This window comes from Jiella mangrovi (assembly GCF_017815135.1).
Lineage (GTDB): Bacteria > Pseudomonadota > Alphaproteobacteria > Rhizobiales > Rhizobiaceae > Jiella > Jiella mangrovi.
Map to the genome: position 1 here is coordinate 101,841 of NZ_JAGJCF010000014.1, position 24,418 is coordinate 126,258.

24 protein-coding genes are annotated in these 24,418 nt (G+C 65.4%); 11 read left to right on the forward strand and 13 right to left on the reverse strand.

What is annotated here, in order from left to right:
* Positions 1-73 precede the first annotated feature (73 nt).
* The 13 genes from J6595_RS16615 to J6595_RS16675 all read right to left on the reverse strand — a co-directional run bounded on the left by J6595_RS16615 (position 74) and on the right by J6595_RS16675 (position 13,451).
* Positions 74-1,576 (reverse strand): tripartite tricarboxylate transporter permease, encoded by a 1,503-nt coding sequence (locus J6595_RS16615; protein WP_209595701.1) that lies wholly within the window; start codon positions 1,574-1,576, stop codon positions 74-76.
* A 4-nt stretch (positions 1,577-1,580) separates the two neighbouring features.
* Positions 1,581-2,054 carry a tripartite tricarboxylate transporter TctB family protein gene (locus J6595_RS16620; RefSeq protein WP_209595702.1) on the reverse strand — a complete coding sequence of 158 codons (474 nt, stop codon included), beginning with the start codon at positions 2,052-2,054 and terminating at the stop codon, positions 1,581-1,583.
* A gap of 320 nt (positions 2,055-2,374) precedes the next feature.
* Positions 2,375-3,364 carry a Bug family tripartite tricarboxylate transporter substrate binding protein gene (locus J6595_RS16625; RefSeq protein WP_209595704.1) on the reverse strand — a complete coding sequence of 330 codons (990 nt, stop codon included), beginning with the start codon at positions 3,362-3,364 and terminating at the stop codon, positions 2,375-2,377.
* Between the two features lie 258 nt (positions 3,365-3,622).
* Positions 3,623-3,913 (reverse strand): type II toxin-antitoxin system RelE/ParE family toxin, encoded by a 291-nt coding sequence (locus J6595_RS16630; protein ID WP_209595706.1) that lies wholly within the window; start codon positions 3,911-3,913, stop codon positions 3,623-3,625.
* Positions 3,910-4,182, reverse strand: a complete 273-nt coding sequence (locus J6595_RS16635) for a ribbon-helix-helix domain-containing protein (RefSeq protein ID WP_209595708.1) — start codon at positions 4,180-4,182, stop codon at positions 3,910-3,912. Before J6595_RS16635 ends, J6595_RS16630 begins: the two co-directional genes overlap by 4 nt.
* Positions 4,183-4,329: 147 nt before the next feature.
* Positions 4,330-5,178 carry a fumarylacetoacetate hydrolase family protein gene (locus J6595_RS16640; protein ID WP_209595710.1) on the reverse strand — a complete coding sequence of 283 codons (849 nt, stop codon included), beginning with the start codon at positions 5,176-5,178 and terminating at the stop codon, positions 4,330-4,332.
* Between the two features lie 270 nt (positions 5,179-5,448).
* Positions 5,449-6,192 carry an SDR family NAD(P)-dependent oxidoreductase gene (locus tag J6595_RS16645; protein ID WP_209595712.1) on the reverse strand — a complete coding sequence of 248 codons (744 nt, stop codon included), beginning with the start codon at positions 6,190-6,192 and terminating at the stop codon, positions 5,449-5,451.
* A gap of 124 nt (positions 6,193-6,316) precedes the next feature.
* Positions 6,317-7,135: a GntR family transcriptional regulator gene (locus J6595_RS16650; RefSeq protein WP_245198606.1), complete on the reverse strand. Its 819-nt coding sequence runs from the start codon at positions 7,133-7,135 to the stop codon at positions 6,317-6,319.
* A 35-nt stretch (positions 7,136-7,170) separates the two neighbouring features.
* Positions 7,171-8,067 (reverse strand): NAD(P)-dependent oxidoreductase, encoded by an 897-nt coding sequence (locus J6595_RS16655; protein ID WP_209595714.1) that lies wholly within the window; start codon positions 8,065-8,067, stop codon positions 7,171-7,173.
* 288 nt (positions 8,068-8,355) lie between these two features.
* Complete coding sequence (gene denD, locus J6595_RS16660; RefSeq protein ID WP_209595716.1) at positions 8,356-9,330, reverse strand: D-erythronate dehydrogenase; 975 nt, start codon at positions 9,328-9,330, stop codon at positions 8,356-8,358.
* A gap of 452 nt (positions 9,331-9,782) precedes the next feature.
* Positions 9,783-10,535, reverse strand: a complete 753-nt coding sequence (locus J6595_RS16665; RefSeq protein ID WP_209595717.1) for an SDR family oxidoreductase — start codon at positions 10,533-10,535, stop codon at positions 9,783-9,785.
* A gap of 113 nt (positions 10,536-10,648) precedes the next feature.
* Positions 10,649-12,469, reverse strand: coding sequence for an IlvD/Edd family dehydratase (locus tag J6595_RS16670; protein ID WP_209595719.1), 1,821 nt, complete (start codon positions 12,467-12,469; stop codon positions 10,649-10,651).
* 262 nt (positions 12,470-12,731) lie between these two features.
* Positions 12,732-13,451, reverse strand: a complete 720-nt coding sequence (locus J6595_RS16675; RefSeq protein ID WP_209595721.1) for a class I SAM-dependent methyltransferase — start codon at positions 13,449-13,451, stop codon at positions 12,732-12,734.
* A 449-nt stretch (positions 13,452-13,900) separates the two neighbouring features.
* On the opposite strand from J6595_RS16675, the gene J6595_RS16680 reads away from it, so the two are divergent.
* The 11 genes from J6595_RS16680 (at position 13,901) to J6595_RS16730 (ending at position 24,173) form a co-directional block, all read left to right on the forward strand.
* Complete coding sequence (locus J6595_RS16680; protein ID WP_342453232.1) at positions 13,901-15,088, forward strand: enoyl-CoA hydratase/isomerase family protein; 1,188 nt, start codon at positions 13,901-13,903, stop codon at positions 15,086-15,088.
* 58 nt (positions 15,089-15,146) lie between these two features.
* The gene (mmsB, locus tag J6595_RS16685) at positions 15,147-16,007 is read left to right on the forward strand and encodes a 3-hydroxyisobutyrate dehydrogenase (RefSeq protein ID WP_209595723.1); all 861 of its coding nucleotides are present in this window, start codon (positions 15,147-15,149) and stop codon (positions 16,005-16,007) included.
* A gap of 526 nt (positions 16,008-16,533) precedes the next feature.
* A complete protein-coding gene (locus tag J6595_RS16690; protein WP_209595725.1) occupies positions 16,534-17,901 on the forward strand; it encodes an ethanolamine ammonia-lyase subunit EutB in 1,368 nt (455 codons plus the stop codon).
* 5 nt (positions 17,902-17,906) lie between these two features.
* Positions 17,907-18,722, forward strand: coding sequence for an ethanolamine ammonia-lyase subunit EutC (gene eutC / locus J6595_RS16695; RefSeq protein ID WP_209595727.1), 816 nt, complete (start codon positions 17,907-17,909; stop codon positions 18,720-18,722).
* A 305-nt stretch (positions 18,723-19,027) separates the two neighbouring features.
* Entirely contained in the window at positions 19,028-20,068 is a 1,041-nt protein-coding gene (locus tag J6595_RS16700) for a TerC/Alx family metal homeostasis membrane protein (protein WP_209595737.1), read from the forward strand.
* A 145-nt stretch (positions 20,069-20,213) separates the two neighbouring features.
* The gene (locus J6595_RS16705) at positions 20,214-20,633 is read left to right on the forward strand and encodes an AtpZ/AtpI family protein (RefSeq protein ID WP_425342165.1); all 420 of its coding nucleotides are present in this window, start codon (positions 20,214-20,216) and stop codon (positions 20,631-20,633) included.
* A 106-nt stretch (positions 20,634-20,739) separates the two neighbouring features.
* A complete protein-coding gene (locus J6595_RS16710) occupies positions 20,740-21,498 on the forward strand; it encodes a F0F1 ATP synthase subunit A (protein WP_209595739.1) in 759 nt (252 codons plus the stop codon).
* A 94-nt stretch (positions 21,499-21,592) separates the two neighbouring features.
* Positions 21,593-21,820, forward strand: coding sequence for a F0F1 ATP synthase subunit C (locus J6595_RS16715; protein ID WP_209595740.1), 228 nt, complete (start codon positions 21,593-21,595; stop codon positions 21,818-21,820).
* A gap of 76 nt (positions 21,821-21,896) precedes the next feature.
* On the forward strand, positions 21,897-22,502 hold the full coding sequence (locus J6595_RS16720; RefSeq protein ID WP_209595741.1) for a F0F1 ATP synthase subunit B: 606 nt from the start codon (positions 21,897-21,899) through the stop codon (positions 22,500-22,502).
* 13 nt (positions 22,503-22,515) lie between these two features.
* Entirely contained in the window at positions 22,516-22,995 is a 480-nt protein-coding gene (locus J6595_RS16725) for a F0F1 ATP synthase subunit B (protein ID WP_209595742.1), read from the forward strand.
* 176 nt (positions 22,996-23,171) lie between these two features.
* Positions 23,172-24,173 carry a dihydrodipicolinate synthase family protein gene (locus tag J6595_RS16730; protein WP_209595743.1) on the forward strand — a complete coding sequence of 334 codons (1,002 nt, stop codon included), beginning with the start codon at positions 23,172-23,174 and terminating at the stop codon, positions 24,171-24,173.
* Positions 24,174-24,418 lie beyond the last annotated feature (245 nt).

Sequence of the window (24,418 nt, forward strand, 5' to 3'; positions counted from 1 at the left end):
AGGGGGGAGATCGCAGCTTGCGCGACGGCGCGTGCCTCTGAACGACCGCACTCGGTCTGGCGCAGCTCGCCTGTCATGCCGCACGGGCCGCATCCGGCCGGCGCCGGCGCAGCACCGCGATGACAAGCGGGATCGACCAGATGGCGATGGTGAAGAGCCCGAGCCCCGCCGCGATCGGCCGTTCGAAGAAGGCGAGGAAGCTGCCGTCGGCCTTGATCATCGAGGTGACGAAGTTCTGCTCCAGCATCGGGCCGAGGACGAGGCCGAGGATCGCCGGGGCGATGGGGATGTCGTTCTCCTCCATCAGGAAGCCGATGACCCCGAAGATCAGCATCAGCGTGATGCCGAAGGGGGTGTTGTTGATGGCAAAGGAGCCGACGATGCAGAACATCAGGATGATCGGCATCAGGACGCGGGCGGGGATGGACAGGATCGTCCGCGCCGCCTTGATGGCGATCCAGCCCATCGGCAGCATGATGATATTGGCGAGGAAGAAGACGATGAAGACCGCATAGATCAGTTGCGGCTGGTTGATGAAGATCGTCGGGCCGGGATTGAGGCCCTTGATGTAGAGAACGCCGATGACGATCGCGGTGATGGAATCGCCGGGAATGCCGAAGACGAGGGCGGGGATCCAGGCGCCGCTGACGGCGCCGTTGTTCGAGGCGCCGGCCTCGACGAGGCCCTCGACATGGCCGGTGCCGAACTTTTTCGGCTCCTTGGAGAATTTCTTCGAGACGGCGTAGGAGATCCAGGCCGCGATGTCGGCGCCGGCGCCGGGCAGCGCGCCGATCGCCGTGCCGGCGACGCTGCCGCGCAGCGTCTGGAGCGGGTAGCGCTTCAGATTGGCCCATTGCCGGGTGAAGATGCCCTTCTTGCCGCCGGCTTCGACGGCCGGCGTATCGGCGCCCGAGACGACCGAGCGCAGCACTTCGGACACCGCGAAGAGGCCGATCATCGCCGGGATGAACTGGATACCGGCGAGAAGCTCGACATTGCCGAAGGTGTAGCGCGGCTGGCCGGCCGGATTGTCGATGCCGATGGTCGCGGCGAAGAGGCCGATGATCAGCGAGATCATGCCGCGCGGCACCGAGCCGGGCGAAACGAAGATCGCGCAGGAAAGGCCGAGGACGACGAGCCAGAAATATTCGAAGGAGGAAAATTTCAGCGCCACCTCGGCGAGGACAGGCGCGGCGGTGACGAGGACGACGGTGCCGAAGATGCCGCCGATCGCGGAAAAGACCAGACAGGCCCCGAGCGCTTCCTCCGAGCGGCCGGAGCGGGTCATCCGGTAGCTATCCTCGACATAGGCGGCGCTTGCCGGCGTTCCCGGCATTCTGAGAAGCGAGCCGGGAATGTCGCCGGCAAAGATCGCCATCGCCGTCGCCGTGACGATCGCCGCGATCGCCGGAACCGGATCCATGAAGAAGGTGACGGGGACGAGCAGCGCCGTCGCCATGGTCGCCGTCAGCCCCGGGATCGCGCCGACGAACATGCCGAAGGCCGCCGAGGCGAGAATCACCATCAGCACATAGGGCTGGAAGACGAGGGCGAAGGCTTCGGCAAGGATCGGCATCGGCCTACCAGAGGAACCCGAGGAATTCGCTGCGCGGCAGCGGCACCAGGAGCAGCCGGCCGAAGGCCTGCTGGATGACGACGCAGGCCGCGATCGACACCGCGATCGCCGTCACCGGCCGTGTCCGCAGCGTCAGCATCAGGACGGCCATGACGACCAGCGAGGCCGGCACGAAGCCGATCGCCGGCGCGGCGGCGATGTAGAAGACGACGAGGGCGATGGCGACGAGCGCCGAGACGACCGGGCGCGGCGCGCGAACCCAGGGGGCAAGCTCGAGGCGCGGCATGCGGGCGCCCGCGACGACGGCCCGGCCGATCATGGAAAGGCCGAGACAGACCGCAAACAGCGCGATCGCCCGCGGCATCGTGCCGGCGCCATAGGCCTGGCCGGGAATGTCGGTGAAGCCGAGGGCGGAGACGTATATCGCGACGCCTGCGACGAGGACGAGGAGGCCGAGAAGGAGGTCGTTGAATTTCATCGGGTTTGTCCGGTAACTAGGACAGAGGCTGGGATGCGTGAAACAGGGGGTGCTTCTCTTTCCTCGGATGGGCGCAACGGAGAAGCATCGTCATCCTCGGGCCCCGTCCCGAGGATCCAGAGCGACATTTCACACTCACCCGCTCACACGCCCTTCAGCGCAATCGAGAAGGCGGCCCTCGGTATGAGAAGCCAGACTGGATCCTCGGGACGGGGCCCGAGGATGACGACGCGTTGAGGGTCGCGCCCGTCCTGCAGACTTTTCGAAGCGGAGCCAGTCTCGGTCACGTCGAACTCGAAGCCCAGACGGGCCCCGCGCCGCTACTCTTTCGCCAGCCCCGCCTTCTTCATCACCTCGCCGAGCGCTGCGTCGTCCTCGGCGACGATCTTCGTCGCTTCCTCGCCGGCCGCCCAGCGGGTGCCGAAGCCGCGGTCCTTCATGAAGGTCTGGTACTCTTCGGAATCATAGGCCTTCTTGACGGCGTCCTGAAGCTTGGCCTTGACGTTGTCCGGCAGGCCGTCGGGCGCAACGACCGCGCGCCAGACCGCGAGCGTCCACTCGGAGCCGGTGCCTTCCTTCAGGGTCGGGACGTCCGGGAACATCGCCTGGCGCTCGGCCGACATCGAGGCCAGGGGCTTCACCCGGCCGGCATCGATCATCGAGCGGCCCTCGGCGAGGGAGGAGGGGACGATATCGACGCCGCCCGCGACCATATCCGTAATGCCGGCCGCCGCGCCCTGGCTCGGCACGAAGGTGACGTAGTCGGGCTCGAGGCCCTCGGACAAGAGCCAGCCGGCGAGGCCGAGATGCCAGATGCCGCCCTGGCCGGTGCCGGACGCCTTGAAGGTGCCCTTGGGCTCGGCCTTGATCTTGTCGATGAGCGCCTGGACGTTGTCGTAATCGGAATCGGCCGAGACCATGACGCCGCCGGGATCGGCATTGACGAGTGCGAGGATGTCGTAATCCTCATAGGTGAGGTCAGTCAGGCCCTGCCAGTGCATCATGTCGATCTCGATCGTCATGATGCCGAGGGTGTAGCCGTCCGGCGCCGCATTGGCGATGGCGCTGTGGCCGACGACGCCTGAGCCGCCGGTGCGGTTGACGACATTGACGGGAACGCCGAGCTCCTCCTGCAGGAGCGAGGCGATGACCCGGCCGACCGCGTCGGTGCCGCCGCCGGCGCCCCAGGGCACGATCATCTGGATCGGCCGGCTCGGATAGTCCTCCTGCGCATGAGCAAGCGGGGCGAGCGTGAAACTGCCGGCGACTGCGATCGCCGCCGCGGCGGCAAGAAGCGAACGTCTCTTCATCGGTGATTTTCCTCCCAGAAACGATGGATCACCGGACCAACCGGTGCGATCGTCGGCGCCTCCCAGAGCCACGCGACCGGACTGTCAGAACATACAGTCATCCACTTGCTTCGCACTATTCAGAGCGAGCCGACAAAAGTCAATGTATACGTAAAAATCAATCCGGGTGACGAACAGTGCGCCGGAGCGCGTCATTCTGGCGTTGACGAAATGGAGGGAGGATCACGACGGCCGCGAGACCGATGAAGACGCGTCGGCTCAAAGCGACAGTCTACGAACGCTTCTGCCGTGCACGACCGCGAGAATGAGCACGCCGTCGCTTGCCTGTTCGTAGAGGATCACGTGAGAGCGGTGTTCGTGCCGCCGGATACCAGGCGCGATCGACTCCGCCAAACGCCCCATGCGTGGATTTTGCGCCAAGCGTTCGAAGGTTTCGAACATTGTATCCGCATAGTGATCGGCCTGCGCTGCACCGAACATCTCGTAGCCGAAGGCATAGATCTCCGTGACGTCTTCCTCGGCGCGCCGCGCCAGGCGAAAACGCCTCATGCGGCAGACGTGCCGCGCCTTGCGGCCACGCGGCGACGGGCCTCGGCCTTGATGTCGGCGAGCGATTGCTCGCCAATGCCGCTGGCTCGCGCCTCGGCCACGATCAGACGCAGATCGTCGAGCGTGAGATCGGGTTGCAAACGGCTCTCGCGATCGCGGCGGACGAGATCGCGGATATAGTCGCTGGCGCTGCCATATTCGCCTTCGACGACGCGGCGATCGATCCACTCTTTCAGGTCGTCGGACACGGACAAGGTCAATGAGGCCAAGGTGTTCCTCCTATCAAAGCCCCTCGGACAATAGTCACATATGTCTTCGCTCTGTACCACCCAGATCGCAGTCGTCGGCGCAATCGAAAAGAGGCGCCCGATGGGGACGCCTCTTCTCATGTCGGATGATGGGACGGCTTCGGGCCGTCAGTCGCGGGCGGCGATGACTGTCTGTTTCTGCTCGCCGAGGCCGGCGATGCCGAGCGTCATGACGTCGCCGACCTTGAGGTATTGCGGCGGCTTCATGCCCATGCCGACGCCGGGAGGCGTGCCGGTGGTGATGACGTCGCCGGGCATCAGGGTCATGTATTGCGACACGTAGGAGACCAGATGCGGCAGATTGAAGATCAGCGTCGAGGAGGTGCCGGTCTGCCGGCGCTCGCCATTGACGTCGAGCCACATGTCGAGATCGTGCGGGTCCGAGACCTCGTCCTTGGTGACGAGCCAGGGGCCGAGCGGGCCGAAGGTGTCGTGGCTCTTGCCCTTGGTCCACTGGCCCTGACGCTTGGTCTGGAAGGTGCGCTCGGAGACGTCGTTCATCACCGCGAAGCCGGCGACATAGTCCATGGCGTCGGATTCCGAAACGTATTTGGCGCGTGATCCGATGATCACGGCAAGCTCGACCTCCCAGTCGAGGGCGTCGGAGCCGCGGGGCATCTCGACGTCGTCGTTGGGGCCGCAGAGCGCGTTGATCTGCTTGGTGAAGATGATCGGCTCCGTCGGCGGCTCGGCGCCGGTCTCGGCCGCGTGGTCGGAATAGTTGAGGCCGATGCACAGGATCTTCGAGACGCCGGCGACCGGGGAGCCGTAGCGCGGCGTGCCATCGACCAGCGGTAGCGAGGCCGGGTCGATGGCTTTCAGGGCCTGAAGGCCCTTTTGCGAGAGCGTGTCACCGGCGATGTCGTCGACCTTGCCGGAGAGGTCGCGCAGCTTGCCCTCGGCATCGATCATGCCGGGCTTTTCCTGGCCGAGCGGGCCGTAACGTACGAGTTTCATGGTGTCCTTTCAGGGTGTGACGAGTTGATGAAGCCGCGTCATTCTCGGGCCCCGTCCCGAGAATCCAGGGGCGGTTGCCGCAGCTTTGGCCGCTGCCGCTCTTAACGAACCGAGGCGATAGAGCTCTATGATCTCTGGATTCTCGGGACGGGGCCCGAGAATGACGAAGCGTTGGGGTTTGTGCCTCCGATTTGCGCTGCGCTGCGTGATATCGCCGACCGAAGCTCTGTTCGAGGGTCGCTCCTGGCCACGGTCGCGCCTCTCATCCCCTCAATAGACAGCGCGGCCGCCGGAAATGTCGAACACGGCGCCGGTGGAAAACGAGCAGTCCTCCGACGACAGCCAGACGATCAGCGCGGCGACCTCGGTCGGTTCGACGAAGCGGTTCATCGGGATCTTGGAGAGCATGTATTCGATATGCTCCTGGCTCATCTGGTCGAAAATAGCGGTGCGGGCTGCGGCCGGGGTGATGCAGTTGACGAGGACGCCGGCGCCGGCGAGTTCCTTGCCGAGCGATTTCGTCAGGCCGATCAGCCCGGCCTTGGAGGCGGAATAATGCGAGGCGTTGGGATTGCCTTCCTTGCCGGCGATCGAGGCGACATTGACGATGCGGCCATAGCCGGCCTCGACCATCGCCGGGACGAGGGCGCGGGCGGTCAGATACGGCCCGACGAGATTGACCTCGACGGTCTTGCGCCAGATCGCCGGGTCGAGCTCCCAGGTCTTGCCGTTCCCGCCGGTGATGCCGGCATTGTTGACGAGGATGTCGACCTTGCCGCCCGACAGCGCTTCCTTCGCCGCCTTTTCGACCGAGGCTTCGTCGGTCAGTTCGACCACCGTGCCGCTCGCCTTTTCGCCAAGCTTCGCGACGGCCTCCTCGATTGCGCCGGCGTCGATGTCCCACAGAACCACCGAGCCGCCGCTCTCCACCACCCGCTCGGCGGTGGCAAGGCCGATGCCCCGCGCTCCCCCCGTCACGATCGCCCTGCGACCTTCGAGGTCAATCCTGTTCATCGCCTATCCTCCCTCTGGCAGCGCGGTGACGGGCGCTGGCATCCTCACGCAATGGCATATCGCACATTTCTATTCAACGTATACGTCGCGCAGTGGTGCTGTCATTAGCGACCCTTGCCAATCTTCAGCTGCCGGCTCCGTAGCCCGCGGCCTGTCCCCGCAGAAGGGTCAGCGCCATCCGGTCGGCCCGTTCCCGGTGCTGGGCGTGAAGATGGGACGCCAGGCGCTCGTCATTGGCGCGGATCGCCTCGAAGATCGCCCGGTGCTCGCGATCGGACTGGGTCGGCTCGGGCCGTAACTTCACGATCGCCATATGAGCGCGATACTGCTGGTCCCAGCACAGCCGCAGCGCCGCCTGCAGGCGCGGATTGCCGCAAAGGCCGACGAGCTCGGAGTGAAAGACGTTGTCGAGATGCGACCACTGGACGATGTCGCCACGCTCGGTCTCGCGTTCCATCTGATCGAGCAGGCCGGAGAGCCGCCGCACCTCCTCGTCCTTCAGGCCGCGGCGGGCAAGGAGCGCGGCGGCCTTGACCTCGAGCGGCGAAAGAATGTCGTAGATGCTGGCGAGATCCTCAAGCGACTGGGACTTGACGGTGATGCCGCGGCGCGGCCGCACCTCGACGAGATCCTCCTCCTCCAGCCGGATCAGGGCCTCGCGAACGGGCGTTCGCGACAGGGAGAGAAGGCTCGCCACCTCCGCCTCGAGAAGTTTCGTGCCCGGCGGCAGGCGGCCTTCGAGAATGCGGAACTTGAGATCGTGATAGGCCCGGTCCCGCGCCGGCAGGCTGGCGACCCCGGCAAGCGTCGGACGCGGGCGCGAGCCGCCGGGCACCTTGGCGGCGGCCGGCGCCTTGCGCCTGCGCTCGCGGCCGGCCTCGGCTTCCGGCGCCTCGGCCTGATCGTCCTCTTCGGACGGGTTGGCGGGGTTCATCTCGACCATGGCGTCATCGTGCCGGCATCATCGTTTGCCGTCCTTCAAAGCTTCTTTCCCGGAACGCCGTTCAGCCCGGCGACGATGTCGGCGACGGTCGGCAGATACTGATCGCCCTTGCCCAGCGCCTCGGCGGTGGCGAAGTCGTTCTTCACCGCCGAGGAGACGTGGCTGGCGATGCCGCTCTCATTGGCCAGCGAAACCAGATAGCGCATGTCCTTGTGGGCGTTCTTGAGCGCGAATTTGTGGGCGTTCGGATTGCCGCCGACCACATAGTCCATGAAGGTCTGATAGAAGCCGCAATCCATGCGTCCGCCGCCGATGACGCTGTGAAAGACCTCGGGTGAGACACCGTTCTTGCCGCCGATCGCCAGCGCTTCGGAATAAAGCGCCGCATAGCCGAGGGAGATGAAGTTGTTGAGAAGCTTCATCGTGTGGCCGGCGCCGACCTCGCCGACCCTCACGACCTTGCCGGCAATGACGTCGAGCAATGGCTTCACCTTCTCGAAGGCGGCTTCGCTCGCCCCCGCCATCACGTCGAGCGTGCCCTCCCAGGCCTCTTTCGGCGTTCGCGAGAGCGGCGCGTCGACGAGGGTGATGCCGGACGCCTCGCAGCGCTCGGCCAGCGCCCGCGTCGATACCGGGTTGGCGGTCGAGGTGTCGATGATGGTCTTCACCGAGCCGTCGGCAGCGAGGATCGCCGAGACCGCTTCCTCGACCTGCGGGCTGCCGGGCAGGCAGAGGAACACGACCGCGCAGGATTTCGCGATCCCGGCGACGTCCTCGGCCTCGCTCGCGCCGCGTTCGATCAGATCCTCGATCGGCTCGCGGTTGCGATGGGCCATGACGGTCAAAGGATAGCCGGCCTCGACGAGGTTCTTGGCCATGCCATGGCCCATGAGGCCTGCGCCGATGAAGCCGATAGAGGGGCGGTCGGTCATAGGGCGGTGCTCCGGGTGTTGGTTGGTCGGCTGAGTTTTGTTTCGGCGGCGGTTGGAGTTTCGATCGGGAAGGGCGGCGCGGGGCGCCCCCCTCTGCCTGCCGGCATCTCCCCCACAAGGGGGGAGATCGGCTGCTGTGCTTCCGGCGCCTCGTCAGTCCAAGGTCTGTGCAGATCGCGGTTGCTGACGGACGGACGGAACCGCCAGCGCAGGCTCAATCTCCCCCCATGTGGGGGAGATGTCCGGCAGGACAGAGGGGGGTATCTCCGCGCAACCATCAAAAATCCCTCATCCCCGCCCCGCTTCATCGGCCATATGCGCCCGGATGATGTCGGCAAAGCTCCTGTCGGCGGAAAAGCCGACGCTTGTCGCGCGGCTCGCGTCGAAATCGCGCGGCCAGCCGGCGACGATCTTCTCGATCACCGCGTCGGGCTCGCGGCGGATGCGGTTCGCCACCTCGTCGCCGGCGACCTCGCGCAGCGCCTCGATCATCTCGGCGATGGTGACGGAAAGGCCCGGCATCGTCAGGCAGCGGCGGGCGCCGAGAACGTCGGTGTCCATCGTCGCGGCATGTATCAGGAATTCCACGGCCGAGGCCGGGCTTGCCACCCAGTGGCGGACGTCGTCGGCGACCGGCAGGATCGCCTCCTCGCCGGCCAAGGGCTCGCGGATGATGCCGGAGAAAAAGCTCGACGCTGCCTTGTTCGGCTTGCCCGGGCGCACGACGATGGTCGGCAGGCGAATGCCGACGCCATCGACGAAGCCCTTGCGGCTGTAGTCGTTGAGGAGGAGTTCGCAGATCGCCTTCTGGGTGCCGTAGCTGGTCAGCGGCGCGGCGAGGAAGGTGTCGGTGATCTTGTCCTCGAAGGGGGCGCCGAAGACGGCGATGGAGGAGGTGAAGACGAGACGCGGGCGGTAGTTCTCGCCCGCTGCCCGGATCGCCTCCAGAAGATATGACATGCCCTCGAGGTTGATCCGGTAGCCCTTGTCGAAATCGGCTTCGGCCTCGCCGGAGACGATGGCCGCGAGATGGAAGATCATCTCGGGGCGCTTCTCAACCAGAGCCCGGACCGTCGCTTCATCCGCGATGTCGCCGGCCTGGGCGTCGATGGCGACGCCTTCGGGGGCGGCGATCTCGGGCTCGACCACGTCGAAGGCGTCGATCGCCGTGATCGTCTCGCCGGCGATGGACTTTTCGGCCAGCAGCCGCTCGATCAGCCGCCGCCCGACCATGCCGGCCGCGCCGAGTACCAGGATGCGCATCGTTGTTCCTCCCTTGATCTTTTCTTTCCCGGCGGGCCCTGCGAATCGCGACAGGCTTGTCAGCTCCGCACCCGGCACACCCCCCTCTGTCCTGCCGGACATCTCCCCCACCCGGGGGGAGATCGGATCTCGTTCGGCCTTGAGCCGATTCGTCGGCGCCGCGTACTGCCGGCAGTGATTTCAACAGCCGGCCCTACCGGAGAAGGTAACGACATCACCGCCTCGTCATCCCGGGCTAGACCCGGGATCCATTCCTCTGCCTTTCCCATCGGTTCTCCGGTTCAGGAGAACTCGTGCCCCTGATGAAACCGTCCCAGCAGCTTCAGCGATTTGGAATGGATCCCGGGTCAAGCCCGGGATGACGACACTGGAACGCCGTCGCTCATTCCAAAACGTTTGATGGTTTCCATCCGATTGTTGCCGCTGCGCTTCCAGCCGCACACTTCGATCTCCTAGAGCGACCAGCCGCCGTCGATCAGCTGGGTCGTGCCAGTGGTAAACGCGCTTTCGTCCGAGCCGAGATAGACCGCGAGATGGGCGATTTCCGCCGCCGTGCCGATGCGGCCCATGGGCTGGCGCTCGACGAACATGGCGCGGGCCTTTTCCGTGCCGCCGACGCTCTTGCCGAGTTCCTCGATCCGGCCGTCGAGGGACGGGGATTCGATGGTGCCGGGGCAGATGGCGTTGCAGCGGATGCCCTGTTTGATGAAGTCGACCGCGACCGAGCGCGTCAGCCCGATCACCGCGGCCTTGGTCGCCATGTAGACATAGCGGTTCGGCGCGGCTTTGATCGAGGAGGCGGCGGACGACATGTTGATGATCGAGCCGCCGCCCTTTTCCAGCATGCGCGGGAGGAGGGCGGAGATGGTGCGGTGCATCGCCTTGACGTTCAGCTCGAAGGAGAAGTCGAAGGCCTTCTCGTCGCAGTCGAGGACGGTGCCGTGATGGACGTAGCCGGCGCAGTTGAACAGGATGTCCGGCGTCTCGATGCCATCGAGATAGGCCTTCACCGCCTCTGAATCGGTCACGTCGAGAGCCGCCAGATGGGCGTTGCCTGCGTGGTCGAGGCCGGTGAGTTTGGCGGCGTCGAGGTCTGAGGCATAGACCGTGGCGCCCTCGGCGAGAAAGGCTTCGGCGACCGCCCGGCCGATGCCCTGGCCGGCGGCGGTACAAACGGCGATCTTGCCTTCGAGGCGTCCTGTCATGATCGGCATTCCTTCAATTCATCGTCATGCGAGCACGGCGGCGTGATCGGCCGGGCCGCGAAGTCCTGGCAATTGGAACGAAACCGCCCCCCGAACCGTCGAGGGGAGATCGCTCAGTGGTTGTCGCGCGGCACCTTTGCCATGTCGCCATTGGCGCCGCCCTGGGCGAGGCGCTGATAGGTGACGGCCGGCTCGAGCACCATGCCGGTCTCCAGCTGCGAGACGATGCCGCGCTGGATCTCCTGCCAGGGCGTCTGATGGGCCGGATACTGGTAGCCGCCGGCAGCGTCGAGTGCCTTGCGGCGCGTTTCGAGCTCGTCCTCGGAGATCAGGATGTCGGCGGTGCCGCGGCCGAGATCGATGCGCACCTTGTCGCCGGTCTGAAGAAGCGCGAGGCCGCCGCCGGCCGCCGCCTCCGGCGAGGCGTTGAGGATGGAAGGGCTGCCCGACGTGCCCGACTGGCGGCCGTCGCCGATGCAGGGCAGCTCGGTGACGCCGCGCTTGATGAGATAGTTCGGCGCCCGCATGTTCACCACCTCGGCGGCGCCCGGATAACCGATCGGCCCGGCGCCGCGCATGAACAGGACGGAGTGCTCGTCGATGGCGAGTTCCGGATCGTCGATCCGGTGGTGATAGTCCTCGGGCCCGTCGAAGACGATCGCCTTGCCCTCGAAGGCCATGGGGTCTTCGGGGTTCTCCAGATAGGTCTTGCGGAACGTCGGCGAGATCACCGAGAGCTTCATGATCGCCGAGGAGAAGAGGTTGCCCTTCAAGACCCGGAAGCCGGCATGGGGCTTCAGCGGGTTGTCATAGCTGCGAATGACGTTCGTATCCTCGATGACGGCGCCGCGGCAGTTCTCGCCGATGGTCTTGCCGTTCACTGTCAGCGCGTCCTCGGCGATGAGGCCCTGTTCCATCAGCTGGTTGACCACCGCCGGCACGCCGCCGGCATGATAGTAGTCCTCGCCGAGATATTCGCCGGCCGGCTGGAGATTGACGAGCAGCGGGATCTCCTCGCCATAGGTCTGCCAGTCGTCGATCGAAAGCTCCACGCCGACATGGCGGGCGAGGGCATTCAGATGGATCGGCGCGTTGGTCGAGCCGCCGATCGCCGAATTGACGCGGATGGCGTTGACGAAGGCGTCCTTCGTCAGGATGTCGGTGGGCTTCAGGTCTTCATGCACCATGTCGACGATGCGCTTGCCGGTCAGATAGGAGATCTCCTGACGGTCGCGATAGGGCGCCGGGATCGCCGCCGAGCCCGGCAGCTGCATGCCCAGCGCCTCGGCCAGCGAGTTCATCGTCGAGGCCGTGCCCATGGTGTTGCAGTAGCCCGTCGAAGGCGCCGAGGAGGCAACCAGCTTGACGAAGCCGGGATAGTCGATCTCGCCGGCGGCCATCATCTCGCGGGCTTTCCACACGATGGTGCCCGAGCCGGTGCGCTCGCCGCGGAACCAGCCGTTGAGCATCGGGCCGACGGACAGCGCGATCGCCGGGATGTTCACGGTCGCCGCCGCCATCAGGCAGGCGGGCGTGGTCTTGTCGCAGCCGATCGTCAGGACGACGCCGTCCAGCGGATAGCCGTAGAGGAGTTCGACGAGGCCGAGATAGGCGAGGTTGCGGTCGAGGGAGGCGGTCGGCCTTTTGCCGGTTTCCTGGATCGGATGGACCGGGAACTCGATGGCGATGCCGCCGGCCTCGCGAATGCCTTCGCGCACGCGCTTGGCCAGTTCGAGGTGGTGGCGGTTGCAGGGGGAGAGGTCGGAGCCCGTCTGGGCGATGCCGATGATCGGCTTGCCGGACTGGAGCTCGTCCTGGCTGAGGCCGTAATTGAGATAGCGCTCGAGATAGAGCGCGGTCATGTCCGGATTGTCCGGATTGTCGAACCAGGCGCGGGACCTCAGCTGGGTGTCGTGGGAAGAGCGATCGGTCATTGCGGCTCCCGGCAAGCTCGCCCCTCGGGCGGCGGCCATCTTTTGTCGATCATCAACGTATACAATAGGCCGCTAGTGACGCAAAGCCTTCTTCGTTCTCGAAGCCGTCTTTTCTGAAATCCGATCGAGGGATCAAGCATTTGCAGGCAGTCGCCGGCGGTTTCTATGCGCCCGGTGCTGCTTCGCTGGCCGTGCCACCGAAAAGCCGGAGTGGATCAACTGCGCATACGCAACTTGCCGGCGCGGCGTCGCGCCCCTCGCGTCACGTCGATCCGCCCCACCGCCAGACCGCGACGCGCTTGATCTCCTGATCCTCCAGCGCCCGGCTGACGGGCACGCGGTATTCGGCGAGCTGTTCGAGCCGTTCTCGCGGAAGATAGGCCCGGCCGGGATCGCCGACGAGCACCATGAGGCCGCAGGCGGTGAGCCGATCGAACCAGGGCGTGACGGCGGCGGCCATGTGGCGGTCGTAAAAGACGTCGCCGGCGAGAACGAGATCGGCCGAGACGTCACGTCCGACGAGGTTTTCGCCGCTGAAGGTGATCGGCCCGCCGGCCCCGATCGTCGGGTTCGCCGCCAGATTGAGGCGAAGCGCCGTCTCGGCGAAGGGGTCGATGTCGGCGGCAATGACCGATCTCGCGCCGGCGATGGCGCTGGCGATCGCGACGAGGCCGGAGCCCGAGGCGAAATCGACGACGGAGCGGCGAGCGACAGTCTCGGGATGGTCGAGAACATAGCGGGCGAGCCCCTGGCCACCGGCCCAGGCAAAGGCCCAGAAGGGCGGTGGCAGGCCGATCTCGGCAAGTTCCTCCTCGGTCTTCTGCCACAGCTCATGAGCCTCCGAGGCGAGATGCAGCGCGACCTCCGTCACATGCGGCGGGTTCGTGACGGCCGTGTTTTCGAGGATGAAGGCCTCCGCCCGCCCGGGATCGAGGCGGCCAGCAGACGCTCCCTTGCCCTTCGTCACCTCGCCGTTTCCCATCCTCTTTGCCGAAGCGTTGGAAGCTTCACCGGTTTCGCCGCCGGGCGTCCCACCATCGAAGCCGGCCGACCGCTGCGACAGGCCTTTGTCATGAAACGACCGCCCTGTCGCCAGTGGCCTGGAGCATGATCTTGAAAAAGGGGGAACCGGTTTTCGGAAAAGATCATGCCTCGACCAGAAGATAGAGCGGGAGGGTTAGCGAAGCTTAGTGTGCACGACATTTTCGTCGAACGGCGCATATCGAGTGCCTGACAGTCTGAGATCAGGCGTCCGCTTTCATCGCGCTCGTCATGCTCGGGCTCCGTCCCGAGCATCCAGTGCGCCGTTTAAGCTTCTGTTGTGTCGAACGTTTCTCGATTCTCGGGACGGGGTCCGAGAATGACGAAGCGTCGAGTGATACGCCTTCTCGATCAAGTCGTGGCCGGCCCTCGAGGATCGTGTCATGCACCGTGAGCGCAGCTCATATCCATCCCGCTCTGGCGATGGACAAGCCCGTTCGCGGCGACATCTTTGCGGCAACGATCATGACAAAGGGCGAGGCCTTGGCATCCTTTGACCGCGAACCCACCGGCACAGAAGGGCCGACGCCCGGTGTCACCTTCCGCAGGACCGGCAAGGCCGGCCGCATCAGGCTGAACAAGCCGAAGTCGCTGAACGCCCTCGACCACGAGATGGCGCTGGCGATCCATGCCGCGCTCGACGAATGGGCGAAGGACGACGCGGTGAAACTCGTCGTCATCGATGCGGTCGGCGACAAGGCATTTTGCGCCGGCGGCGACATCGCCGCGCTCTACCATGCCGGGCGGGCGGGCGATTACCAATCGGCCCGGCGCTTCTTTGCCGACGAATACCGGATGAACCGGGCGATCGCGCGCTATCCCAAGCCCTATGTCGCGATGATGGACGGCATCGTCATGGGCGGCGGCGTCGGGCTGTCGGCCCATGGCGACCTTCGGATCGTCACCGAGCGCTCGATGGTGGCGATGCCCGAATGCGGCATCGGGCTGATCCCCGATGTCGGCGGGACCTTGGTTCTGGCGAACGCGCCCGGCCGGCTCGGCGAATATCTCGGCCTGACCGGTTTTCGCATGAAGGCCGCCGACGCGATATTAGCCGGCTTCGCCGATCGGTTTCTGTTGTCATCGAAGATCGCCGAAGCGATCGCGCGGCTGGAGGAGACCGGTGATCCGGCGGCGATCGCCGATCTCTACGAGGCGCCGGAGGGCGGCGAGCTGGACGGCCGCATGGAATCGATCGACCGCTTGTTTGCGGGCGACGACGCGGCGGCGATCCTGACGGCGCTTTCGGTCGATGGCGGCGAGTTCGCCACGAAGACGGCAGAGACCATCCGCCGGGGCTCGCCATTGTCCGTCGCGGTGACGCTGGAGCTCGTGCGCGCCGCACGCGCCGACCCGGCGATCGAGACGTCGCTCGCCCGGGAATATCGCTATACTTACCGGGCGCAGACGCAAGGCGACATTCTGGAGGGCACGCGGGCGGCGGTGATCGACAAGGACAGGGCGCCGCGATGGCCGGTTCAGCGGATCGAGGATCTGCCGCGCCAGAAGGTCGAGGCGATGCTGGCGCCGCTCGGCAAGGACGAGCTGACATTCGACGAAAAAGCCGAAGAGGTCTGAAGCAAGGCCGGCGGCACGAGCGCCGCCGGTGCAGCACATGAAAGACGGGAGGAAAGTCATGAAGATCGGATTCATCGGGCTCGGCAATATGGGCGCGCCGATGGCGAAGAACCTTGGCGAGGCCGGCCATGACGTGACCGGCTTCGACACGGCGGGCGTTACCGTCGAGGGCGTGAGCCCGGCCGCGACGATGGAGGCCGCCGTCGAGGGCCAGGAGGTGATCGTCACCATGCTGCCGAACGGCGCGATCGTGCGGACGGTGCATGAGGCGATCGTCGCGGCGGCCGACCCCGAAACGCTGGTCATCGACTGTTCGACCATCGACGTCGAGAGCGCCCGGGCGGTGCACGACCTTGCCGGCGAAAAGGGGCTGATGTCCCTCGACGCGCCGGTCTCGGGCGGCACCGGGGGCGCGGCTGCCGGCACGCTGACCTTCATGGTCGGCGGCTCGGACGCCGCCTTTGCCAAGGGCCGGCCGCTCTTCGACATCATGGGCGCGAAGGCCGTGCATTGCGGCCCGGCCGGCGCCGGCCAGGCGGCCAAGATCTGCAACAACATGATCCTCGGCATCTCGATGATCGGCGTCTGCGAGGCGTTTCACCTCGCCGACAGGCTCGGCCTCGACCGCCAGGCGATGTTCGACGTCGCCTCGACCTCGTCGGGCTCCTGCTGGTCGCTCAACACCTATTGCCCGGCGCCGGGCGTTGGCCCGGAAAGCCCGGCCGACCGGGACTACAGGCCGGGATTTGCCGCCGAACTCATGCTGAAGGATCTCGACCTGTCGCAGACGGCGGCCGAAAAGAACGGCGCGGCGACGGAGCTGGGGCGGCACGCGCGGGATATCTACGAGCGCTTCGTGGGGGCCGGCGGGAGGGGGAAGGACTTTTCGGCGATATTGGAGCGGCTCGGCGCGGGGTGAACGTTGCACCGCCGCGGCCGATCCCAACGGAACTCGAACGGGTCGATGACCTTCGAGCAGCTTGCGATGCCGTCTGCGTTGGGAATGCCAGCCCCTACGGCTTCGTCATTCTCGGCCACCGTGCCGAGAATCTAGGGATCGTGAGGCGGGGCAGGCTTCAGTAGAGTGGGCGGGAGCGATGACTGCAGAGGCCGTCGCCCCTGGATTCTCGGGACGGGGCCCGAGAACGACGCCGTGTTTGAGCCTTGGCCCCTCTCTGGCAGACGGCCTTGGTGCTGGCTTGCTGACAAAGCATGTGCCGATGGAAATCCCCTGGCGGCGGGCCCGACAGTCCGAGGCGACGAATGGCCGATGGGCTCGTTCGCCGACCGTGACAGGCGATGGGGGGCGCCGCGAGAGGGGCAGCGCCTGCACAGCATTTGACCATCGGCGCGAAATGCCGTTCCATCTGGCAAACGGCCGGTCGCTTGCCCATGTCTCGGCGGGGAAGCGGCGCTGAGGCACAGTATTGAAGGACGAGGTTCCCATGACCCCCGAAGACCTCAAGACCCTCCTTGCCCATGCCTCGCCGGCCCGTTCGGGCGATTTCCTCGCCGAAGTCGCGGCCGAGAGCCAGGAGGCGCGGGTGAAGGCGCAGCGAAGGCTGGCCGATACGGGGCTCGCCGAAATCCTCGATACGCCGCTGATCGACCCCGAAACCTGCGAGGTTCAAAGGCTGATCATCGACCAGCACGATCCGGAAGCGTTTCGGCCGATTTCCGGGTTTTCGGTCGGCCAGTTCCGCGACTGGCTCCTGTCGGACGAGGCGACGGGCGAGGCGATCGCGGCTCTGAAATGGGCGCTGACGCCGGAGATCGTCGCGGCCGTCTCGAAGATCTGCCGCAATCAGGATCTCATCGCCATCGCAAAGAAGCGGCCGGTGGTGACGAAGTTCCGAACGACGGTGGGGCTGCCGGGACATCTTGCGGTGCGCGTTCAGCCCAACCATCCGACCGACGATGCCAAGGGCGTGGCCGCCTCGATTCTCGACGGGCTCGCCTTCGGCTGCGGTGACGCCGTCATCGGCATCAATCCGGCGACGGACAGCCCCTCGGCCATGCGCCGGTTGCTCGAACTGATCGAGGAATTGCGCCTGAAGCTCGACTGCCCGATGCAGTCCTGCGTGCTCGCCCATGTGACGACGGCGATCGACTGCATGAGCCGGGGCGCGCCGGTCGATCTCGTCTTCCAGTCGATCGCGGGGTCGCAGAAGGCTAATTCCTCCTTCGGCATCTCGCTTTCCATGCTCAAGGAGGCGCAGGACGCTGCAAAATCCCTCAAGCGGGGGACGATCGGCGAGGATGTGATGTATTTCGAGACCGGGCAGGGCGCGGCGCTTTCGGCCAACGCCCATTTCGGCATCGACCAGCAGACCATGGAAGCGCGGGCCTATGCCGTCGCGCGGGCCTTCGATCCGCTGCTCGTCAACACTGTCGTCGGCTTCATCGGCCCGGAATATCTCTATGACGGCAAGGAGATCACGCGAGCGGGGCTGGAGGACCATTTCTGCGGCAAGCTGCTCGGCGTGCCGATGGGGGTGGACGTCTGCTACACCAACCATGCCGAGGCCGATCAGGACGACATGGACAATCTGTTGACGCTACTCGCCGTGGCCGGCGTCAATTTCGTCATGGGCGTGCCGGGTTCCGACGACATCATGCTGAACTACCAGTCCACCTCCTATCACGACGCGGCCTATGTCCGCCGGGCGATGGGGCTGAAGCCGGCGCCGGAATTCGAGGCTTGGCTGAAGAGTGTCGGGGTGTTCGACGAGGAAGGCTTCCTCCTGCCCGAGGCAAGGCGGGGCGATGCCGGGCTTATCGCCAGATCGAAGCTTCTGGAAGCTGCGGAGTGAGTGCGATGTCGTCCGACGAAACGCCCGCCACCGCCATCGCCACGACGGAGCAGAGCGAACATCCCCTCAAGCGGCTGCGGGACTTCACCGAAGCGCGCATCGGCCTCGGACGGCGCGGCGCGGGGCTGCCGACGGCGGCGCATCTCGATTTCGCCGAGGACCACGCCAAGGCCCGCGACGCGGTGCATTCGGATTTTGCGGCCGAGGCGATCGCTTCGGCACTCGAAGAGGCCGGCTATGACACGCTGCCGGTGAAGAGCCAGGCCGGCGACCGCGCGACCTACCTGAGGCGTCCCGATCTCGGCCGGCTGGTGGCGGACAATTCGCGAGACGCACTGACAGCCGCCGAGGGCGGGCCCTTCGACCTTGTCCTGATCCTGGCCGACGGCTTGTCCGCAACGGCTGTCAACGCCCATGGCGCGACGGTGGCGGTCGGGGTCCTCAAGGCGCTGCCGCAAGACTGGCGGATCGCCCCGGTGGTGATCGCGGCCGGCGCCCGCGTCGCTTTGTCCGACCCGATCGGCGAAGCCGTCAGGGCGAAGATCGCGCTGATGCTGGTCGGCGAACGGCCGGGCCTTTCGGCCGCAAACAGCCTCGGCGCCTATCTCACCTTCGATCCGAAACCCGGCCGCTCGGATGCCGACCGCAACTGCGTCTCCAACATCCGCCCGGCCGGCCTCGACCCCCAGAAAGCCGGAGAAAAGCTGGCAGCGCTGGTGATGCGCTCCGCCGAGCTGCAGCTTTCCGGCACCGGGCTGAAGGACGACGCCGACGATCGGCTGACCGCCGACGGCGACGACACGCCTCGCATCGGCTCCTGATTCGGTGTCCGCCCGGCTGCCGTGATTGCGGGTGAGCCTTCGGCGTCTTTACCTCCCTTCCGTGCACCATCACGGCAAATTCTCCGCGGCCGAGGTTTGAAGCGGCGGCTTTGCAACACATCTAAGGAAGCGACGGCCGGCGCCGCCTGAAGGGCACGCCGGCCGTCGCTGCGCTTGCCAGAACCTTCCTTGACGAGGCCGGCCCGCCAGAGATGGCCCGGCACAGCGGCGATGAGACGGCGGCAATCTTGAAACGACGCGGCTCGGACCGGCACACGGCCGGTTTTGCCGAAGGGAGTTGACACTTGGAAGATCTCTTCACGGCTTCGTCGGGCAACGGCTCCGTTCCGTTGTTTGTCTGGCTCGCAACCATCGGCGGTATCGCCGGTCTCTTCCTGTTCGACTTTCTTACCCATGTCAGAAAGGCCCATGAGCCGAGTTTCAAGGAAGCGGCCATCTGGTCCGTCTTTTATGTCGCGCTCGCCTGCATTTTCGGCGGCGGCGTCTTTCTGTTCTGGGACCATACCCACGGCGTCGAGTTCTTTGCCGGCTTCATCACCGAAAAGAGCCTGTCGGTCGACAATCTCTTCGTCTTCGTCATCATCATGCAGGCCTTCCGGGTGCCGGGGGAGGACCAGCAGAAAGCGCTTCTGATCGGCATCGTCCTCGCCCTGATCCTGCGCGGCATCTTCATCGCCATCGGCGCCGCGGCGATCGAACGGTTCTCCTGGGTCTTCTACATCTTCGGCGCCTTCCTCCTGTGGACCGCCTACAAGCTGGCAAAGGACAGCTTTTCCGGCCACAAGAAGACCGACGAGGAATACAAGCCGAACGCCTTCGTGAAGTGGTTCCAGAGCCACCTGCCGGTCACCTCCGATTTCCATGGCAACGCCATCACGGTGAAACTCGACGGCAAGCGCCACTTCACGCCGATGATGATCGTCATCATCGCCCTCGGCATGACCGACATCCTGTTCGCGCTCGATTCGATTCCGGCGATCTACGGCCTGACCGATGCGCCCTACATCGTCTTCACCGCCAACGCCTTCGCGTTGCTGGGGCTGCTGCAGCTCTACTTCCTCTTGGGCGGCCTGCTCGATCGGCTGGTCTATCTGGGCGTCGGTCTCGCCCTCGTCCTCGGCTTCATCGGCGTGAAGCTGATCTTCCATGCGCTGGAGGAAAACTCGCTCGGTTTCATCAATGGCGGGCAGCCGATCGAAGGGCTGCCGCATATCTCGACCCTGTTTTCGCTGGGCGTCATCGTCGGCATTCTGGCGATCACGACGATCGCCAGTCTCCTGAAGAGCCGTTCGATGGGCGCGTCCTCCAAGACGCCGTCGCAATGAGCGCGCCGGCGCGTCCCGCCGGCTTGTTTGAACTGGCCGATCCTGCGAAGGGCTGGGTGATAAGCTTTCGGCCGTGCGCCGCAGAGGCGCCCGGCGCCCCGAACCGGCGCCCCGAACCGGCAACGTGACGAGGAAACCGACGATCTTGGCAGACAAAGAGACGGCAGGAGGCGGCGAGGAAGCCAAGGCGATGGTGCCCGCCCCGGGCGATACGGACGCCTGGGACGCGCGGCGCGAAAAACTCGGAGCCAAACTCGCCGAACATCGCGCCCGCAACGCTTCGCAAGCCCAGAAAGAGCGCAGTCCCGGAACAACGCAGGGCATCGCCGAGGGTCTGAAGCTTGCGTCGGAGTTCGTCGCCGGCATCATCGTCGGTGCGGCGATCGGCTACGGAATCGACCAGCTGGCGGGAACCATGCCCTTTGGCCTGATCGTCTTCCTGATGATCGGCTTTGCCGCGGGGGTGAAAAACGTCCTCAGTTCGGTCTCGCCCAAGCCGTCTCCGCTGGCGAAAGCACCGCCGGTCACGAAGGACGCTTCCAGGGATAACGGCGAAAACCGATAGAATCGGGCGTGAAACTCCACGAAGGGGTGTTGCTTCGTGTCTTAGAGGACGCTATGGGCAGAACGTCTTAATTCAGGCGCAGGCATTCGACGAAGGACCAGGCCGTTTGGCATACGACCCGACAGATCCGATCCATCAGTTCCAGATCAACCGTATCGTGCCGATCCGGATCGGCGACTGGGATTTTTCCTTCACGAACTCCGCCCTGTTCATGGTGCTGACCGTCGCGGTCACCGCCGCGTTCCTGTATTACACGACGCGCGGGCGCGGCCTCGTCCCCTCGAGGGGGCAGTCGATCACCGAACTGACCTACGAGTTCACCGCCAATATGCTGCGCGACGCCGCCGGCACGGCGGGGATGAAGTTCTTCCCCTTCGTCTTCTCGATCTTCATGTTCATCCTGGTCGCAAACCTCTTCGGCATGTTCCCGTATTTCTTCACGGTGACGAGCCATCTGATCGTGACCTTCGCTCTCGCCATGCTGGTGATGGCGGTCGTCGTGGGCTACGGCTTCACGAAGCACGGCCTGAAGTTCTTCAAGCTGTTCGTTCCCGAGGGCGTGCCGGGCATCCTGATGCCGCTGGTCGTCCTCATCGAGGTGGTGTCCTTCCTCTCGAGGCCGGTCTCGCTCTCGGTTCGTCTTTTCGCCAACATGCTGGCGGGTCACATCACGCTGAAGGTGTTCGCCGGCTTCATCGTTTCGCTGAGTGCTTTCGGCGCGCTGGGCATCCTCGGCTCGATCCTGCCTCTCCTGATGGTCGTCGCGCTGACGGCGCTGGAGTTCCTGGTCGCCGCGCTGCAGGCCTATGTCTTCGCGGTGCTGACCTGCATGTATCTCAACGACGCAATCCACCCGGGCCACTGATCGTTTCTTCGCAGATCCGGTCCGGTCCCTTCGCCTGGGCGCGGTGGCGCCCGAACAACCGCCGATATCAAACCCGTTCAAAGGAGTAGTCAACATGGAAGCGGATGCAGCAAAGTTCATCGGTGCCGGTCTCGCATGCCTCGGCATGGGCGGCGCCGGAATCGGCCTCGGCACGATCTTCGGCCAGTATCTCGCCGGCGCGCTGCGCAATCCCTCGGCTGCCGACGGCCAGTTCGGCCGCCTGATCTTCGGCTTCGCGGTGACGGAAGCGCTCGGCATCTTCTCGCTGCTCGTCGCGCTGCTGCTGCTCTTCGCCGTCTAAGGCGAGCCACGAGCCGACACGACGTTCTTGACCGGCGGCCCACGAAGCCGCCGGTCGTTCTTGCCGGAGACCCGCGATGTTCGTCACGCAAGCCTTTGCCCAGGATGGGGAAACGACCGACCACCAGCCGGTGACGGCCGAGGGCGCGAACGTGACCCATCACGAGGGCACGATCTCCCCCGATGAGCACGGGGAAGGCTTTCCGCCGTTCAATCCCGAATATTTTCCCTCCCAGCTCCTGTGGCTGGCGATCACCTTCGGCGTCTTCTACTGGCTGCTGAAGACGGTGATCATGCCGCGCATCGGCGGCATCCTGGAAAACCGGCGTGATCGGATCGCTCTCGATCTCGAAGCCGCCGAGCGGATGCGCTCCGACGCGGACGAGGCCAAGGCCGCCTACGAGCAGGAGCTGACCGAGGCGCGCAACCGCGCACATTCGATCGCCCAGGACGCGCGCGAAACCGCCAAGGCCGATGCCGAGAAGGAGCGCAAGCGTCTCGATGCCGAGCTCGACGAGAAGCTCGAAGCCGCACAGGCCCGCATCGGCGAGGTGAAGCGCTCGGCGCTCGGCGAGGTCGACGGGATCGCCCGCGACGTCACCGACACGATCCTGCGCCAAGTCGCCAATATCGAAGCCAGCCAGGACGAGATCGCCAGCGCCGTCAATCAGGCCGGAAGCTGAGGGGAGACGACCCATGGACAATACATTCTGGACGTTTGTCGGCCTGATCCTGTTCTTCGTCGTGGTCTTCTACATCAAGGCACCGACGAAGATCGGCAAGAATCTCGACGAGCGCGCCGCCAAGATCCGCAAGGAGATCGAGGAGGCACGGGAGCTGAAGGAAGAGGCCAAGCAGCAGCTTGCCGAATTCCAGCGCCGCCGCCGCGAGGCCGAGCAGGAAGCCAAGGACATCATCGCCGCCGCCAAGCGCGAGGCCGATGCGATGCTCAAGGAAGCGCGCCAGCGCAACGAGGACTACGTCGAGCGACGCACCGCCATGGCCGAGGCGAAGATCGCCCAGGCCGAGAGCGACGCCGTCGCCGAGGTTCGGGCCTCGGCCGTCAACATCGCCATCGAGGCGTCGGCCAAGATCATCGCCGACCGCAACTCCGGCGAGACGAGCGGCCTGTTCATCGATAATTCCATTCAGGAAGTTCGCAAGCGCCTTAACTGATATCGCGCGGCGGAAACGCCGCCCGCATCGATCAGAACTGCCAGAAAGCCGGGCCCTTGGTCCGGCTTTTTTGCGTCGTCGACGCTTCAGACCGTCATCCTCCTCACCGGCCAGTTGGACGAAGGGCGCATTCCGGCCCAGATTGGTTCGAGGACCGGATGTGAGGAGGAGCGAAGATGAATCCCGAGCCAAAGACGAGCCGCCTTGCCGATGCACTCTTCGTCCCGGTGCTGACCCACTATGCGCAAGGGGGCGCTGGAACGGTCGATCGCGATCGCATGCTCGCCCATCTCAGGACGATTCGTCCGAGCGTCAGGCAGGTCATGCTGGCAGGCTCGACGGGTGATGGCTGGGAGCTCGGGGACGACGGTTTCGACGCTCTGATCGATCTTGCCGCATCGCGCGAGATGGCGGGTCTCGATCTTGCTTTGATCTTCGGGGCTTTGAGGCCCACCACCGAGGCGGTGATCGCCAGGCTGAACCATCTGGAAGAGCGGCTGGCGAAGGATGCGGACCTTCGGGAGCGGGTGACATGTGCCGTGGTGTGCCCGCCGGTCGACGCGCAAGCCAGCCAGGATGCGATTGTCGAGCATTATGAGGCGGTGCTTCTCGCCAGCCGGCTGCCCATTGCGGTCTATCAGCTGCCGCAGGTGACCGGCTGCCGGATCGCGCCAGAGACGATGGCGAGGCTCGCCGCCTCGCCACGCGTCGGCCTCTTCAAGGATTCCAGCGGCGAAGACACGGTGGCAAAAAGCGGCCTCGACTTCGCCGACGTGGCGCTAGTTCGCGGGGCCGAGGGCGGATATCTGGAGGCGCTGAAACCGGACGGCCCCTATGACGGCTGGCTGCTGTCGACCGGCAACGTCATCGGTGAGCCGCTGCGGCAACTTCTGGCACTCAAGGCGGAAGGCAGGAGCGCCGAGGCGGAGGCTCTGTCGGCACGGCTGTCGCGGGCCGTCGCGGCGGTGTTCGAGGCGGCGCAGGGCGAAGGCGGCGCCAACGCCTTTTCCAATGCCAACCGGGCGATGGACCATCTCGCGGCGCATGGCGGGGCCTGGCGCGATGCGCCGCTGCCGCTCAAGGTCGATGGCAATCGGCTGTCGGCGGACCTCGTCGAAAAGGCGGCGGAGATCGCACAGGATCTGTTGCCGGCCGCCGGGCGGGGCTATCTGGAATAGGGAGAAGGGGGGTACTGACGCAGCCGGTCACCTGCCCGCTGTCCGGATATCGCAGGTGTGTCATCCCGGCCTACAGCATCGGCCCAAAAATCGGAATCGATTTTTGGAAAGCACGATGCGGTGATTCAATAGGTTAGAGCGTCCTTTGTGCGTCCATTCGGACGCACGGCGCTCTAAAGCCGGAATGACGCCATCGTGAAGTCTGCGCTCGATGTTTCGGAAAGCCGAGAGAGCCGCGCAGCCGG

Bases quoted from the DNA above. Each gene is read 5' to 3' on its own strand.
- J6595_RS16615 (WP_209595701.1), bottom strand. From the start codon at position 1,576: ATGCCGATCCTTGCCGAAGCCTTCGCCCTCGTCTTCCAGCCCTATGTG.
- J6595_RS16620 (WP_209595702.1), bottom strand. From the start codon at position 2,054: ATGAAATTCAACGACCTCCTTCTCGGCCTCCTCGTCCTCGTCGCAGGC.
- J6595_RS16625 (WP_209595704.1), bottom strand. From the start codon at position 3,364: ATGAAGAGACGTTCGCTTCTTGCCGCCGCGGCGGCGATCGCAGTCGCC.
- J6595_RS16630 (WP_209595706.1), bottom strand. From the start codon at position 3,913: ATGAGGCGTTTTCGCCTGGCGCGGCGCGCCGAGGAAGACGTCACGGAG.
- J6595_RS16640 (WP_209595710.1), bottom strand. From the start codon at position 5,178: ATGAAACTCGTACGTTACGGCCCGCTCGGCCAGGAAAAGCCCGGCATG.
- J6595_RS16645 (WP_209595712.1), bottom strand. From the start codon at position 6,192: ATGAACAGGATTGACCTCGAAGGTCGCAGGGCGATCGTGACGGGGGGA.
- J6595_RS16650 (WP_245198606.1), bottom strand. From the start codon at position 7,135: ATGGTCGAGATGAACCCCGCCAACCCGTCCGAAGAGGACGATCAGGCC.
- J6595_RS16655 (WP_209595714.1), bottom strand. From the start codon at position 8,067: ATGACCGACCGCCCCTCTATCGGCTTCATCGGCGCAGGCCTCATGGGC.
- denD (WP_209595716.1), bottom strand. From the start codon at position 9,330: ATGCGCATCCTGGTACTCGGCGCGGCCGGCATGGTCGGGCGGCGGCTG.
- J6595_RS16665 (WP_209595717.1), bottom strand. From the start codon at position 10,535: ATGACAGGACGCCTCGAAGGCAAGATCGCCGTTTGTACCGCCGCCGGC.
- J6595_RS16670 (WP_209595719.1), bottom strand. From the start codon at position 12,469: ATGACCGATCGCTCTTCCCACGACACCCAGCTGAGGTCCCGCGCCTGG.
- J6595_RS16675 (WP_209595721.1), bottom strand. From the start codon at position 13,451: ATGGGAAACGGCGAGGTGACGAAGGGCAAGGGAGCGTCTGCTGGCCGC.
- mmsB (WP_209595723.1), top strand. From the start codon at position 15,147: ATGAAGATCGGATTCATCGGGCTCGGCAATATGGGCGCGCCGATGGCG.
- J6595_RS16690 (WP_209595725.1), top strand. From the start codon at position 16,534: ATGACCCCCGAAGACCTCAAGACCCTCCTTGCCCATGCCTCGCCGGCC.
- eutC (WP_209595727.1), top strand. From the start codon at position 17,907: ATGTCGTCCGACGAAACGCCCGCCACCGCCATCGCCACGACGGAGCAG.
- J6595_RS16715 (WP_209595740.1), top strand. From the start codon at position 21,593: ATGGAAGCGGATGCAGCAAAGTTCATCGGTGCCGGTCTCGCATGCCTC.
- J6595_RS16720 (WP_209595741.1), top strand. From the start codon at position 21,897: ATGTTCGTCACGCAAGCCTTTGCCCAGGATGGGGAAACGACCGACCAC.
- J6595_RS16725 (WP_209595742.1), top strand. From the start codon at position 22,516: ATGGACAATACATTCTGGACGTTTGTCGGCCTGATCCTGTTCTTCGTC.
- J6595_RS16730 (WP_209595743.1), top strand. From the start codon at position 23,172: ATGAATCCCGAGCCAAAGACGAGCCGCCTTGCCGATGCACTCTTCGTC.